We start from the raw sequence: 13782 nt of genomic DNA on the forward strand, positions 1-13782 counted from the left end.
CCCGCAGGATGCGGGCGGGCGCCCTGTTGTCCGCGACGATCGCGGCGGCGAGTGTCCTGCTCGTCGCGCCCGCCACCGCCGACCCCATTCCCGGGCTCGGATCCGGATCGGCAGGCTCGGCCCCCGCGCCCGGTCCGCAGCAGCCGAACTTCGCGCCGCCCTCGATCAACATCGCCGACGGCGAGGTCGTCGGGGTGGCGCAGCCGATCATCATCAACTTCAAGGACCCGGTCACCGACCACGCGACCGCCGAGAAATTCATCAAGGTGACCTCCTCCAAGAACGCGCCTGGCCACTTCACCTGGCGCGGCGACAAGCAGGTGCGCTGGCGGCCGAACGACTTCTGGCCGGACAACACCGACGTGCAGGTGCAGGCGGGCGACACGCACAGCGCCTTCCGGATCGGCGACGCGTTCGTCAGCACCGCCGACGACACCACCCACACCATCACGATCACCCGCAACGGTGAGGTGGTGAAGACGATGCCGACCTCGATGGGCAAGACCAAGCACGAGACCCCGAACGGCATCTACATCGTCGGCGAGCAGCTGCGCAAGATGATCATGGATTCGTCCACCTACGGCGTTCCGGTCACCGACCCCGAGGGCTACAAGCTCGAGGTCGAGTACGCGACCCGCATCTCCAACAGCGGCATCTTCGTGCACGCCGCCCCGTGGTCGGTCGGCCAGCAGGGCGTGTCCAACTCCAGCCACGGCTGCTTGAACGTGAGCACCGAGAACGCCAAGTGGTTCATGGAGAACTCACGCAAGGGTGACCCCGTCGTGGTGGAGAACACCAAGGGCGGAACGCTGAGCGCCAGCGACGGTCTGGGCGACTGGAACTGATAGCGCGATAACATAATACGACGCTGCGGCGCGGGACCTGAGGCAAAGGTCCCGCGCCGCAGTCGTTTTCGGGCGAGCTACCGAGCGGCTACGGAACGCATTCTGCGCGCGAAGGTGCTGGCGGATCGCCCCGTGGACCGATGCACAACCTCTCCGCACTAAATGATCAATTTTCACAAAGTTGCTGTTCGGTATGTCTGGCTTTGATTCACTATCCCGGTGCTCCGAGTGTTCAGCGTTACGGCGGGTGGTGTTAACCGACTGTTTGCTCCAGTCCGTAGAGTGCGCGACGTGCGAGCCAAGCCGGAGCGAGTTCTCCCCCCACCGCGCGGACGCGGATTGCGCAACCGGCCCTGGCAGGACTACGCCCTGTTCCTGGTGCTCGTCGTCCCGAACCTGGCGCTGCTGACGCTGTTCGTTTACCGGCCGTTGGTCGACAACATCCGGCTCTCGTTCACCGACTGGAACATCTCCGACCCGCTGGTCACCTTCATCGGATTCGACAACTACACCGAATGGTGGGGTCGCACCGATTCCTGGGCGATCGTCACCAACACCGTGGTGTTCACCCTCGCCGCTGTGGTCGGCAGCATGGTCCTCGGTCTGGCGCTCGCCATGCTGCTCGACCGGAAACTGTTCGGCCGCAATGTGGTCCGCTCGGCCATCTTCGCGCCGTTCGTGATCTCCGGCGCCGCCATCGGCGTCGCCTTCCAGTTCATCTTCGACCCGAGCTTCGGCCTGGTCCAAGATGTGCTGCACCGCCTCGGCGTCGAGAAGGCGCCCGACTTCTACCAGAACCCGAACTGGGCGCTGTTCATGGTGACGGTGACCTACATCTGGAAGAACCTCGGCTACACCTTCGTCATCTATCTGGCGGCGCTGCAAGGAGTTCGGGCCGAGCTGATGGAAGCGGCCGAGATGGACGGCGCCTCGCGCTGGACCACCTTCACCAAGGTATTGCTGCCGCAGCTGCGGCCGACCACGTTCTTCCTGTCGATCACGGTGCTGCTGAATTCGCTGCAGGTCTTCGACATCATCAACGTGATGACCCGCGGCGGGCCGCTCGGCACCGGCACCACGACGATGGTCTACCAGGTCTATCAGGAATCCTTCGTCAACTTCCGCGCCGGCTACGGCGCGACCGTGGCCACCATCATGTTCCTGGTGCTGCTGGTCGTCACGCTGATACAGGTGCGCGTCATGGATCGGAACGAACAGTGAGCATCGAAACGCCCGCGGCGGTGCGGGTTCGGCCGTTGTCCTACCAGCATCGGCAACGCGCGGTGACAGTGCTCGGCTACGCGGCCATGGTGTGCGTGCTGATCATCGTCGGCGTTCCGCTGTTCTGGATCGTCATCACCTCGTTCAAGGAACGCCCGGACATCTACGTGCAGCCCGCGGTGTACTGGCCGCACAGCTGGCGCCCGGAGAACTACGCCGACGCCACCACCAAGCTGCCGTTCTGGACCTTCCTGACCAACTCGCTGATCGTCACCGGAGTCGTCTCCGCGGTGAAGTTCGTGCTCGGCGTGTTCAGCGCCTACGGGCTCGTCTTCCTGCGGTTCCCCGGCAAGTCGGTGATCTTCCTGGTGATCATCGCGGCACTGATGGTGCCCAACCAGATCACCGTGATCTCCAACTACGCGCTGATCGCCCAGCTCGGCTGGCGAAACACCCTGCAGGGCATCATCGTTCCGCTCTGCGGCGTCGCGTTCGGCACCTTCTTGATGCGCAACCACTTCCTGTCGCTGCCCTCGGAGGTCATCGAGGCCGCACGGATGGACGGCGCCAACTGGTGGCGGCTGCTGACCAGGGTGGTGCTGCCGATGTCCGGACCGACCATGGTCGCGTTCGCCGTGGTCACGCTGGTCAACGAATGGAACGAATACCTGTGGCCGTTCCTGATGGCCGACGGACCCGAGGTCGCCACGCTGCCGGTCGGCCTCACCCTCTTGCAGAACACCGAGAATCCGAGCGTCACCAACTGGGGACCCGTGATGGCGGGCACGTTGCTCACGATGCTGCCGATCCTCGTGGTGTTCCTTGTGCTGCAACGTCACATGATCAAAGGCCTCACCTCCGGTGCGGTCAAGGGTTAGGAGAAACCAGTGTCCCCATCCAAGTTCCCCGGACTGTCGCGGCGCGGATTCATCGGTCTGGCAGGCGCGGCGACCGCGGGTGCGGTGCTCACCGCGTGTGCGGGCGGCGGCGGTGGCGCCAAGCAGGGCGGCGACGCCAAGACCATCAACTTCTGGTCCAACCACCCTGGTGCTTCGAAGGATTTCGAAACCGAGCTGATCAAGCGCTTCCAGGCGAAGTACCCCGACCTGAAGGTCAACCTGATCGACGCGGGCAAGAATTATGAGGAGGTGTCGCAGAAGTTCAACGCGGCGCTCTCCGGTGGTGAGCTGCCCGATGTCATTGTGCTGTCGGATGTCTGGTGGTTCAACTACGCGCTCAACGGCACCATCGAGCCGCTCGACGCGCACTTCAGCGGTGCAGGTGTACAGCTCGACGACTACGTCGACTCACTGGCCGCCGACTACCTGTTCAACGGCAAGCACTACGCGCTGCCGTACTCGCGGTCGACGCCGCTGTTCTACTACAACAAGGACGTCTGGGCGAAAGCCGGTCTGCCGGACCGTGGTCCGAACAGCTGGCAGGAATTCGACGAGTGGGGCCCGAAGATCCAGTCGGTCGTCGGCGAGGGCAAGCTCGCGCACGGCTGGGGCGACGCCAAGAACTACCTCGCCTGGACGTTCCAGGGTCCCAACTGGACCTTCGGCGGTGCGTACTCCGACAAGTGGGCGCTGAAGTTCAACGACCCGGCCACCATCGCGTCCGCGCAGTTCTTCCGCGACTCGATCCACACCAAGAAGTACGCGGGCATCAAGCCGCAGATCGCCGTCGACTTCGGCGCAGGCGTGATCGCCTCCACCATCGCCTCCACCGGTGACCTCAAGGGCATCACGCAGAACGCGGAAGGCAAGCTGCAGTTCGGCACCGCGTTCCTGCCGCACCCGAACGGGCCGGGCGTCACCACCGGCGGCGCGGGCCTCGCGATCCCGGCGCGCATCTCCGACGAGCGGAAGATGAACGCGCTCAAGTTCATCGAGTTCATCACCAACCCGACCAACACCGCGTACTTCTCGCAGAACACCGGGTACATGCCGGTGCGCAAGTCTGCGGTCAGCGATCCGAGCGAGCAGGACTTCCTGGCGAAGAACCCGAGGGCGAAGGTCGCCATCGACCAGTTGGCCGTGACCAAGTCGCAGGACTACGCCCGGGTGTTCGTGCCGGGCGGCGACCAGCTCATCGGCACCGCGCTCGAGCAGATCGGCCTGCAGAACCAGGACCCGGCAACGGTTTTCGCCGGCCTCACCGGGCAGCTGCAAGCCATCATCGACCGGCAGATCACGCCGAAGCTGCCCAAGTAGCACCCGTACCGGTGGCGGCCACCCAGGTGGCCGCCGCCGGAGCACACCGCCCCTGCCGACTCGGTCGGCTTGCCGTCCCCGAAGGTTCACACGAGGAGATCGACGCCCATGGCCACAGTGCAGTTCGACGGGGTGACGCACCTGTACCCCGGCGCGCCGACGCCCGCGGTCGACAGCCTGGAGATCGACATCGCCGACGGGGAATTCATCGTTCTCGTCGGTCCATCGGGCTGTGGGAAGTCGACCAGCCTGCGCATGCTTGCCGGGCTCGAATCGGTGGAAGCCGGTCGCATCCTCATCGGCGGCAACGACGTCACCGGTCTGCCGCCGCGGGCCAGGGACGTGGCGATGGTGTTCCAGAGCTATGCGCTGTACCCGAACATGACTGTCGCGCAGAACATGGGCTTCGCGCTGCGCAACGCGGGAATGAGCAAGGCCGACACCCTGGTTCGGGTGCAAGAGGCGGCCAAGATGCTCGAGCTCGAACCGCTGCTCGATCGGAAACCGGCGAAACTGTCCGGCGGCCAACGCCAACGCGTCGCTATGGGCCGCGCCATCGTCCGCAGGCCGCAGGTTTTCTGCATGGATGAGCCGCTGTCCAACCTCGACGCCAAACTCCGCGTCAGCACCCGCTCGCAAATCGCCGCGCTGCAAAAGCGACTCGGCACCACCACGGTCTACGTCACCCACGATCAGGTCGAGGCCATGACCATGGGCGACCGGGTCGCCGTCCTGCTCGACGGTAAGCTCCAGCAGATCGCCGCGCCACGGGAGCTGTACGACAACCCGGTCAACACCTTCGTCGCAGGCTTTATCGGCTCACCGGGCATGAACCTGCTCGACGCCCCGGTCCGCGACGGCGCCGCCGTGCTGGACGACCTGCGAATCCCGTTGCCGCCCACCGCGAAAACCGGCAGCCGGGTCACCGTCGGCATCCGCCCGGAATCCTGGGAGGTCACCACCGAGCAGGACGGTCTCACCGTCGCCGCCGAGCTCCTCGAAGAGCTCGGCGCCGAATCCTTCGTCTACAGCCACGGCGTCGCCGAAGACTGGAACAGCCAGTCCGGCAAGGTCGTTGCGCGGGTCGACCGCCGCTTCCAAGTCGCCCTCGGCGACCGCCTCCGCCTCACCCCCAAACTCGAAGAGATCTTCTTCTTCGACGCCACCACCGGCCTCCGCCTCCACTGAGCCGCTTGGTGTTCAAGCCTTTTCCGCCGCCGCTTTGAGCGCGTTCAGCCGGACCTCTTGGACCTGGCGGACCTTGGCGTTGCTGTAGAAGAGGGGCAGCAGTAGGCCACCCATGGATTCGGCAACGGTGACTTTGGTGCGGTTTTCGTCGAGTGGTTCGAGGGTGTGGCGGTCTATTGCCTTGATCCAGAGGGCTTTTCCGGACCAGGTCAGTTCGCGGTCCGGGGTGACGACAGCAAACGTGGACTGCACTGCGCCGCTGCCGATCTGCCACTGAAAGGTGCCGCCCGGGGTGACCTCGGTGAGAGATTTCAGCGTGAAGCCGGGGTACCAGGTCGGCCAGTTGCGCACGTCGACGAGGATCGACCAGACGGACGCGACAGGTGCGTCGATCACGATCTCGTGCGAGCTGGTGATCGGTGCGGCAGCGTCGATACGGCCCTCGATGGCGTAATCCCGGTGCAGCGTCGCTAGATCCGGACCGGAGTAGAACAGTGTGCTCGCCATGGGCTCTCCCTGGGTCGACCGTGTCTGCGGGGGAGCCCGCTATCTTTCGGTGCACGGCTGACAGTACGGAGTCGGATTCGGAAAGTCGCTGCCATGGCGGCTATTGGACGCAGCGGGCCGAGGACATTACGTGGGCAGTAATGCCCTCGGCTACCGTGGCGCGGATTACCAGATTTTGACGCGTTCGGCGGGTGCCAAATACAAGGCGTCGCCTTCCTTGACGTCGAAAGCCTCGTGGAAGCTGTCGATGTTGCGGACGACGGCGTTGCAGCGGAACTCCGGCGGGGAGTGCGGGTCGACGGCGAGGCGGCGGATGGCCTCCTCGGTGCGCGCCTTGGTGCGCCAGACCTGGGCCCAGCCGTAGAAGACGCGCTGCAAGCCGGTGAGGCCGTCGATGATCGGGGCCTCGGCGCCGTCGAGGGAGATCTGGTAGGCCTGCAGGGCGATGGAAAGGCCGCCGAGGTCACCGATGTTCTCGCCGATGGTGAATTCACCGTTGACGGTGTGCTCGTCGGCGAGGTCCTTGGGCGACAGCACGTCGTACTGGTCGATCAAAGCCTTTGTCCGCTTGCCGAATTCGGTGCGGTCGTCGTCGGTCCACCAGTCGATCATGTTGCCGTCGCCGTCGTACTTGGCGCCCTGATCGTCGAAACCGTGGCCGATCTCGTGGCCGATCACCGCGCCGATACCGCCGTAATTGGCGGCGTCGTCGGCATTCATGTCGAAGAACGGCGGCTGCAGAATCGCGGCAGGGAAGACGATTTCGTTCATGCCGGGGTTGTAGTAGGCATTCACGGTCTGCGGTGTCATGAACCATTCGCCGCGATCGACCGGACCGCCGAGCTTGTTCAGGTCGCGATCGTGATCGGCGGCGTAACCGCTGCGGAAGTTGCCGACGAGATCGGCCGGATCGATGACCACGTCCGAGTAGTCGCGCCAGGTGTCCGGGTAGCCGATCTTCGGGGTGAACTTCTCGAGCTTGGCCAGCGCGGCCGCCCTGGTGTCCGGCCCCATCCAGTCCAGCTGCGCGATGTTGCGGCGGTAAGCCTCCTGCAGGTTGGCGACCAGCTCCACCATCCTGGCCTTGGCCTCCGGCGGGAAGTGTTGCGCAACATACAGTTTGCCGACTGCCTCGCCGAGCAGATCCTGCACGAGACCGACACCGCGCTTCCAGCGCTCCCGGTTTTCCTGCGCGCCGGTGAGCGTGCGCCCGTAGAAGCCGAAGCTCTCCTCGACGAACGCGTCGGTGAGATACGGTGCGCGCGAACGGAACACCCGCCACGCGGCCCAGGCCTGCCAGTCCGCCTGCGACTGCGCCGACCACACCTCGGCGAAGGTGTCCAGGTAGTCCGGCTGCCGGACCACGACCTCGGCGAAGACCTCGGGACCGGACTTTTCGGTGCCTTCGGTGAGACCCGACGTCCACGCCGCCCAATCGAACTCGGGATGCGCGGCGACCAGCTCGGCGAATGTGGTCAGGTTGTAGCTGCGTTCGGCGTCCCTGCGGCGCACCACATCCCAGTGCCCGGCGGCCAACTTGCGTTCCAGCTCGAACACCCGCTGCCCGACCGTGTCCAGGTCGGCGGGCAGCACCGCGGCGATCCCGGGATCGGCGGCGGCCAACGCGAATACGCGCCCGATGTGCGCGATGTACTCGGTGCGGATGTCGGCGTATTCGTCCTGGCGGTAATACGACTCGTCAGGCAGGCCGATGCCGGACTGGGTGGCATGTGCCAGGTAGCGGCTGGAGTCCTTGTCGTCGGTGTCGACATACACCCCGACGGCCCCGCCGACGCCGGTGCGCTGCAGCCTGCCGAGCAGCCCGGCGAACGCGCTGCGGTCGGCGATCTCGTGAATCGCGGCCAGCTCGCCTGCGATCGGCGTGAGACCCGCCACCGCGACGGCGTCGGTGTCCATGAAGCTGGTGTAGAGGTCGCCGATCTTGCGGGCATCGGAGCCGGGTGCCGCGGACTCGGCGGACGCGTTCTGGATGATCGCTTGGACGTCCAACTCCGCCTGGTCGTACAGCGTGCGGAAGGCGCCGTCCACCGCGCGGTCGGCCGGAATCTCGTAGTCGTCCAGCCATGCGCCGTTGACATGCGCGAACAGGTCGTCCTGTACCCGTACACCCTGGTCTAGATAGGTCAGATCAATACCGGAAGGACTGGTCAGCTCGGAAGTCACGCTCTCCAGTATGCCCACGGGCGGGGAGTGGCCGACGAAGTCGGCATAGGGATGGCAGCCTGAGCGGCCGGGTCTGAGGAGCAGTGGGAAAGTAGGCCCCCGGCCGCGAACGGCCGGGGGGATCAGCGGTGGGGTAGGTCAGACAGCCAGTGCGACGCGATCGAACTCGCCGTCGTGCACGCCGAGCAGGAAGGCATCCCACTCCTGCGGGGTGTAGTCGAGAACAGTGGTGCCGTGCCGCACTGTGGTGCTGCCGTCGGCGGCGGTGTGCGCGATCAACGCACCGCTCGTTCGGCTGCGCGCCCGCAGCGTGTCGAGGAAGGCAGTCCATTCGTGCGCGGAGATGGTGATGATGGGCTCTTCGGCGGGGTGGTTGGCCGGATTGCGGCGGTATTTGCTGTCTCTGATGAGCACCGCGTCGCCCTCGAAGCGAACCTCGACACATTGATTGCCGTTGTTCGACCGAGTCGACGTGAACCAATCAGTGAAAACCGACCGGGGGGTTGCGGTGGTGGCCATGGGCTGGATTTTACACGCGCGCATAGGTCCTGATCAGGCTCGATGACTCGTCACGGTCCAGCGATTGCTCTTGTGCGCGAACGTAAGCGAAGCTCAGATCGCGCACCAGATCGGGGTCGTCGACCGCGCCACCGAACACCGCGCTCTCCGCCCAGCCGAAGGTCGGCAAGCGCGCACCGGCGAAGTCGATGAGGTGAAAACTGGACCCGCCGAGCACCGCGCCCGCAGGGGCGGCGAACGGGATGACCCGCACCTCGACGGTGTCGAGTTCGTCGATCAGGGTGGCCAGATGGGTGAGCTGCCCGCGCAGCACCTCGCCGCCCCCGGTTTGCTGCCGCAGCGTGCCCTCGCCGATCACCGCGGTCAGCTCCACCGGCTCGGCGTCGCGCAACCGCTGCTGCCTGCGCATCCGGATCGCGACCAGCTGCTCGACCTGCACCGGCCGGATCATCACATCGGCGCTGATCAACGCGCGGGCATAGTCCTCGGTCTGCAGCAGGCCAGGCACAATCAGGCTGTCGTAGCTGCGAATGCTCTGCGCGCCGGATTCCATGCCGTAGAGCCGCTGCAGTTCGGGGCCGATCAGCGCGGACGCCTTGGTCCACCAGCCGCGTTCCTTGCTCGCGTCGAGCAGCGCGACCAGTTCCTCGCGTTCCTCGGCCCCCACCTCGAGCAGCTCGAGCACCGGGCCGATGGTGTTGGTGGTGAGCACGCGCCTGCCCTTTTCCACGTGCGACCAGTTGGCCGGGGTGAAGCCGACCCGCTTGGCGAAACCCGCAGAATCGAAGCCGCGTTGCTCGCGTAGCTCCCGCAGCCGCAACACCAGTTCCCAGCGGGCAACAGTAGGCGAGACGGGTGCCATGACAGGCGATCGTACGCGCCGCCGACTCACCGGCGTGTGACTATTGTCAAGCAGGTAGCACCGCACTATGGTCTGGTCTCAGCGGTCGATTCTCCCCACTTCACGCGATCCACCCGCATCGAGGCGAGGTTCGTCATGAGTATTCCCCGCACTGAGCCAGGCAATCCGCCGGCAATCACGGATTACACGGCGATTCAGGACGCCATCGCCCGCTGCCGCCGGTATCGCAAGGAGCACGGCCTCTACGGCATCGTCGATCCCGCGCTCGGCCGAATCATGTTGGAGATCGGTGCTGTCGGGGCGGTGGTGATGCCCGCCGCCCTCGGCAAACAAGTGCGCGCGCGACTCATCGCCACCCCGCCCGAGCAGCGGCCGGGCCCGATCATCGCGCACCCGCGCTCGGACCGATGGACCTTCCTGACCGGCCCGACCGACAACTCGTATCTGGACACCGAACTCTTCGCTGACCTGTTCCGGGTCTGCGCTGCGGTCGCGCTGCCGGGCAGCAGCATCGTGCTGCCCTCGCCGACCGACGAGAACACCGGCTATCGCAGCTGGATTGCCGCGCCCGAGAGCGACTTTCGCCGCGACCTCGGCGATGTTCTCGCCGCAACGAGGGCCTGCGCGGCGATCAAGGGGTAGGGCGCGGCGTCCGTGAGGGAGCGTCAGCGAGCGAACCAGAAAATACAGCGATGCTTGCACGCTCACGCCGGAGCCGAGCGCTAGCGAGGCGCAGGCGTGAGCGTGATGCTGAAGCGGTCTTCGATGTTCTGGTTCCAGTCCCGCTCGCACTGCTCGATCTTCGACTGGTCGTTGCCCGCCTTGTTCAGGCAGTCGACGAGATCCTTGCCACCGGTTTTGACGAAGAAGCTGTAGCCGACGATGGTGAACACGATCGCGGCGATCAGGCCGAGCGCGCCGAGCACCAAACCGGTGATCGCCATGCCCTTGCCGCCCGAACGCACCGCCGCGATGAGGCCGAAGATGATCGCGAGAACGCCGAAGAGGTAACCGCCGACCAGCGTCCAGCAACTGAGCAGAGCAAGGATGCCGAGGACAAGGGCGGTGATCGCCAGGCCTTTACCCTTCGGCGACTCCTGCCAAGCGGGCTGCCCGCCGGGATAACCGCCCTGCGGTGGATACCCGGGCGGCGGGTACTGACCGGGGGGCGGGGGCGGATACTGCGACATGGACTTCCTCTCCGTCAGTGCCTCGCACTGCGCCTCCGGACGACGGAGTCCGAAGGAGTGCGCGGGGATCGCCTACTGATCGCATGCACTACCGGCGGATGTTAATGCCCTTCCTGCTATTGAGCACCGAGCCGCGCGTGCATCTCCCACACCAGAATTTCCGAAGGCCTGCGCGCGAGGACCCGCTGGCCGCCGGTCCTGGTCAGCCGGACCGCGTCGCCCTCGTCCAGCGTGCCGACGCCCTCCATCTCCACCTCGCCGCGGGCGACGAAAACGTGCAGGTACGGTGCGTCGGGCAGATCGATCGCCTGCTCGGGATCGCCGGACATGCGGGCCACGTGGAAGGCCGCGTGGCTGCTGTTGATCGCGATAGCGGTGCGATCGCGGTAGCGCGGCAGGCCCGCGGCCACCGTCACCAGGCCGCCTGCCGCCAAGCTGTCATCGATCTCCAGCTGCTGATAGCCGGGGGTCAGGCCTGGCTCGTCCGGGACCACCCACATCTGCACGAAATGCACCGGCTCCGCGTGCTCGGTGCCGCCGAGCCGCCACGAGTCGTTCTTCTCCGAATGCAGGATGCCGGTGCCCGCGCTCATCCGCTGCGCCAGCCCCGGGTAGATCACGCCGCTGTGGCCGAGCGAGTCCTGGTGCACCAGGCTGCCGCCGAGCACCCAGGTCACGATCTCCATGTCCCGGTGCGGATGGGTATCAAAGCCTTGACCGGGGGAAACGACATCATCGTTGTTGACGAGCAGCAAACCGTGGTGGGTGTTGTCGGGATCGTAGTGCTCGCCGAACGAGAACGAATGCTTGGAATCCAGCCACGAAATCCGCGTCTTCATGCGGTCGCCGGCTCGATGGACGTCGATGTGTGGGGTCGTGAGTGTGGACATCATGGTCCTCCTCTCGGGCCGTGCACCGATCACCTTTCAGGGTAGGAGCACTTCCGTGGCGGTACTCCATATTCCTAGTAAATTGTCCTGCACTCGGTATTTTACGCGAGCGACCAGTGGGTGAACGTCAGGCGAGCAGAACCAACCGGTACGTCGAAGCGGCGCACGACCTCGGCGGTGACCACCGCGCTGTCCACTGCCGAATCGGCCCCGGCTTCGTAACATGATGTGCGGCAACGAAACCGGAGGTGACGAACGAATGCGACCCGAAGCGCTCGACCGCATCGAGCGACAGCTCCGCAGCGAAGCCCGCCGGGACGGCATCGCCCATTTCGTCGTCGGCGTCGCGGTTTTCCGCGACCGCAAACTTCTGGTGGTCCGTCGCGTCCCCGACGATTACCACGGCGGCATGTACGAACTACCCGGCGGCGGAGTCGAATCCGATGAAACGTTCGCCGAGTGTGTGGCCAGGGAGCTGTTCGAGGAAACCGGCCTGCGAGTCCGCACCATCACCGACTTTCTCGGCGGCTTCGACTACGCCACCAGAACCAAGGCGCGGGTCCGCAAATACAGCTTCATGGTCGACGTCGAACCCGGTGAGGTGGCGCTGGCGCCCGGCGAACACGACGCGTTCGCCTGGATCGACGCCGACATCCTCGACGAACTGCCGATGGCGCCGGACATGCGCGAGGCGGTCAGCGCGCTGGTCACCGACGCGCACTGATTCGGCACGACGTCACGGAAGCAACTAACCTCACGGCGTGTCCACTGGTCGCTCCGAGAGCCCGATCCCCGCGGACGAGCGGCCGGTGCCGTTGCGCCATGCGCTGCGCGAAAGTCCGGGTGTGTTGCGGCTGGCCCTCGTGCGGTTCGCCGGTCAATTCGGCGACGGCATGTTCCAGGCGGCGCTGTCCGGGGCGATCCTGTTCAATCCCGAGCGACAGACCGATCCGCTGGCCATCGCGGCCGGATTCGCGGTGCTGCTGCTGCCGTACTCGGTGATCGGGCCGTACGCGGGGGCACTGCTGGATCGCTGGGATCGGCGCACGGTGCTGCTTGTCGCGAACGTGCTGCGCGCGGTGTTGATCGGGCTGGTGTGCGGTGGGCTGCTCGCAGGCATCGGGGAGACGCCGCTGCTGCTGCTCGCGCTGGCCGTGGTCGGGATCAGCCGGTTCTTGCTGTCGGGCGTGTCGGCGGCGCTGCCGAAGGTGCTTGCCCAGAAATGGCTGGTACCGATGAACTCGGTGCTTGCCACGGTGGCCTCCGGCTGTGCCGGGCTCGGCGCGGCCACCTCGGTGGCGGTGATCGGGCTGGTCGGCGCCGGCGATTTCGGGTCCGCGGTGGCGGTCGCGATCAGCGGCGTCGGGTCGGTGGTGAGCGCGCTGTTGGCGGCCGGGTTCGCGCCGAAGGTGCTCGGGCCGGAACCGTCGGAGGTCCAAGCGAACGAGAGCACGATGCGCGCCATCGCCACCGGCTTGCGCACGGGCGCGACGGCGGTGTGGGAATCGGTGCACGTCACCACGGCGATGCTCGGCATCGGTGCGCATCGAATCGTGTTCGGCACCAACACCTTGATCATGGTGCTTGTGCTGCGGCAGGCGCCGACCGACGGGGCGGGGTTGAACAACGGGCTACTCGGCTTCGGGGTGGCGATCGCCTCCATCGCCGCGGGCATGCTGGTGGCGGCCGTGGTCGCGCCGTTCCTGATTCCACGGCTGGGGCGGCAGCGCACGGTGGTGCTCGGGCTGGTGACCGCGACGGTGGTGCAGTTGACGCTGGTCACGCCGATCGCGCTGGCCCACGCCGGATCGGCGGTGCCGCGCGCGCATCAGCTGCTGCTGGTCGGGGCGTTCCTGTTCGGGCTCGCCGGGCAGACGATCAAATTGACCGGCGACGCGACCATGCAGATCGACATCGACGACGCCCGCCGCGGGCAGGTGTTCGCACTGCAGGACACAGTCTTCAACATCGCCTTCATCGTGGCGATTGCCGCTGCGGCACTGGTCATCCCGGATGACGGACGGTCGCTGGCCGTTGTGCTGGCCGGCGCCGTGATCTATTGCGTCGGCATTGCCGCCATCGTCGTCAACATGCGCGGGCGCGGAATCCTCACCCGCGGACGCGGCATCATCGCGCGGCGACGCTGAATCGACGGTCCGA

Annotated in this window: 14 protein-coding genes; 8 read left to right on the top strand and 6 right to left on the bottom strand. The window is 66.0% G+C overall.

Annotated elements, in window-relative coordinates; all coding sequences use genetic code 11:
- Positions 1-8: 8 nt before the first annotated feature.
- The 5 genes from ACGFNJ_RS04340 to ACGFNJ_RS04360 all read left to right on the top strand — a co-directional run bounded on the left by ACGFNJ_RS04340 (position 9) and on the right by ACGFNJ_RS04360 (position 5470).
- Positions 9-845 carry a L,D-transpeptidase gene (locus ACGFNJ_RS04340; protein WP_393443204.1) on the top strand — a complete coding sequence of 279 codons (837 nt, stop codon included), beginning with the start codon at positions 9-11 and terminating at the stop codon, positions 843-845.
- 291 nt (positions 846-1136) lie between these two features.
- Positions 1137-2066: a carbohydrate ABC transporter permease gene (locus ACGFNJ_RS04345; protein ID WP_393443206.1), complete on the top strand. Its 930-nt coding sequence runs from the start codon at positions 1137-1139 to the stop codon at positions 2064-2066.
- An 86-nt stretch (positions 2067-2152) separates the two neighbouring features.
- On the top strand, positions 2153-2944 hold the full coding sequence (locus ACGFNJ_RS04350) for a carbohydrate ABC transporter permease (protein ID WP_245746227.1): 792 nt from the start codon (positions 2153-2155) through the stop codon (positions 2942-2944).
- A gap of 9 nt (positions 2945-2953) precedes the next feature.
- Positions 2954-4282 carry an ABC transporter substrate-binding protein gene (locus tag ACGFNJ_RS04355; protein ID WP_393443208.1) on the top strand — a complete coding sequence of 443 codons (1329 nt, stop codon included), beginning with the start codon at positions 2954-2956 and terminating at the stop codon, positions 4280-4282.
- Between the two features lie 108 nt (positions 4283-4390).
- Positions 4391-5470, top strand: a complete 1080-nt coding sequence (locus tag ACGFNJ_RS04360) for an ABC transporter ATP-binding protein (RefSeq protein WP_393443210.1) — start codon at positions 4391-4393, stop codon at positions 5468-5470.
- Positions 5471-5482: 12 nt separating this feature from the next.
- On the opposite strand, the gene ACGFNJ_RS04365 is transcribed toward ACGFNJ_RS04360, so the two are convergent.
- From ACGFNJ_RS04365 to ACGFNJ_RS04380, 4 genes are all read right to left on the bottom strand, one after another.
- Entirely contained in the window at positions 5483-5977 is a 495-nt protein-coding gene (locus tag ACGFNJ_RS04365; RefSeq protein WP_393443212.1) for an SRPBCC domain-containing protein, read from the bottom strand.
- Positions 5978-6142: 165 nt separating this feature from the next.
- Positions 6143-8161, bottom strand: coding sequence for a M13 family metallopeptidase (locus tag ACGFNJ_RS04370; protein ID WP_393443214.1), 2019 nt, complete (start codon positions 8159-8161; stop codon positions 6143-6145).
- 138 nt (positions 8162-8299) lie between these two features.
- A complete protein-coding gene (locus ACGFNJ_RS04375) occupies positions 8300-8680 on the bottom strand; it encodes a DUF397 domain-containing protein (protein ID WP_393443216.1) in 381 nt (126 codons plus the stop codon).
- A gap of 10 nt (positions 8681-8690) precedes the next feature.
- Entirely contained in the window at positions 8691-9542 is an 852-nt protein-coding gene (locus tag ACGFNJ_RS04380) for a helix-turn-helix domain-containing protein (RefSeq protein ID WP_393443218.1), read from the bottom strand.
- Positions 9543-9677: 135 nt separating this feature from the next.
- Between ACGFNJ_RS04380 and ACGFNJ_RS04385 the strand changes: the two genes are divergently transcribed.
- Positions 9678-10184 carry a hypothetical protein gene (locus ACGFNJ_RS04385; RefSeq protein WP_393443220.1) on the top strand — a complete coding sequence of 169 codons (507 nt, stop codon included), beginning with the start codon at positions 9678-9680 and terminating at the stop codon, positions 10182-10184.
- 80 nt (positions 10185-10264) lie between these two features.
- Here ACGFNJ_RS04385 and ACGFNJ_RS04390 read toward each other — a convergent pair whose 3' ends face one another.
- Complete coding sequence (locus tag ACGFNJ_RS04390; protein ID WP_393443222.1) at positions 10265-10732, bottom strand: DUF4190 domain-containing protein; 468 nt, start codon at positions 10730-10732, stop codon at positions 10265-10267.
- Between the two features lie 116 nt (positions 10733-10848).
- Positions 10849-11622 (bottom strand): pirin family protein, encoded by a 774-nt coding sequence (locus tag ACGFNJ_RS04395; protein ID WP_393443761.1) that lies wholly within the window; start codon positions 11620-11622, stop codon positions 10849-10851.
- Between the two features lie 259 nt (positions 11623-11881).
- On the opposite strand from ACGFNJ_RS04395, the gene ACGFNJ_RS04400 reads away from it, so the two are divergent.
- A complete protein-coding gene (locus ACGFNJ_RS04400) occupies positions 11882-12346 on the top strand; it encodes an NUDIX hydrolase (protein WP_393443224.1) in 465 nt (154 codons plus the stop codon).
- Between the two features lie 64 nt (positions 12347-12410).
- Complete coding sequence (locus ACGFNJ_RS04405; RefSeq protein WP_393443764.1) at positions 12411-13769, top strand: MFS transporter; 1359 nt, start codon at positions 12411-12413, stop codon at positions 13767-13769.
- The last annotated feature ends 13 nt before the right edge of the window (positions 13770-13782 follow it).

The sequence above is a fragment of the Nocardia sp. NPDC049149 genome, from assembly GCF_043197455.1.
GTDB lineage: Bacteria > Actinomycetota > Actinomycetes > Mycobacteriales > Mycobacteriaceae > Nocardia.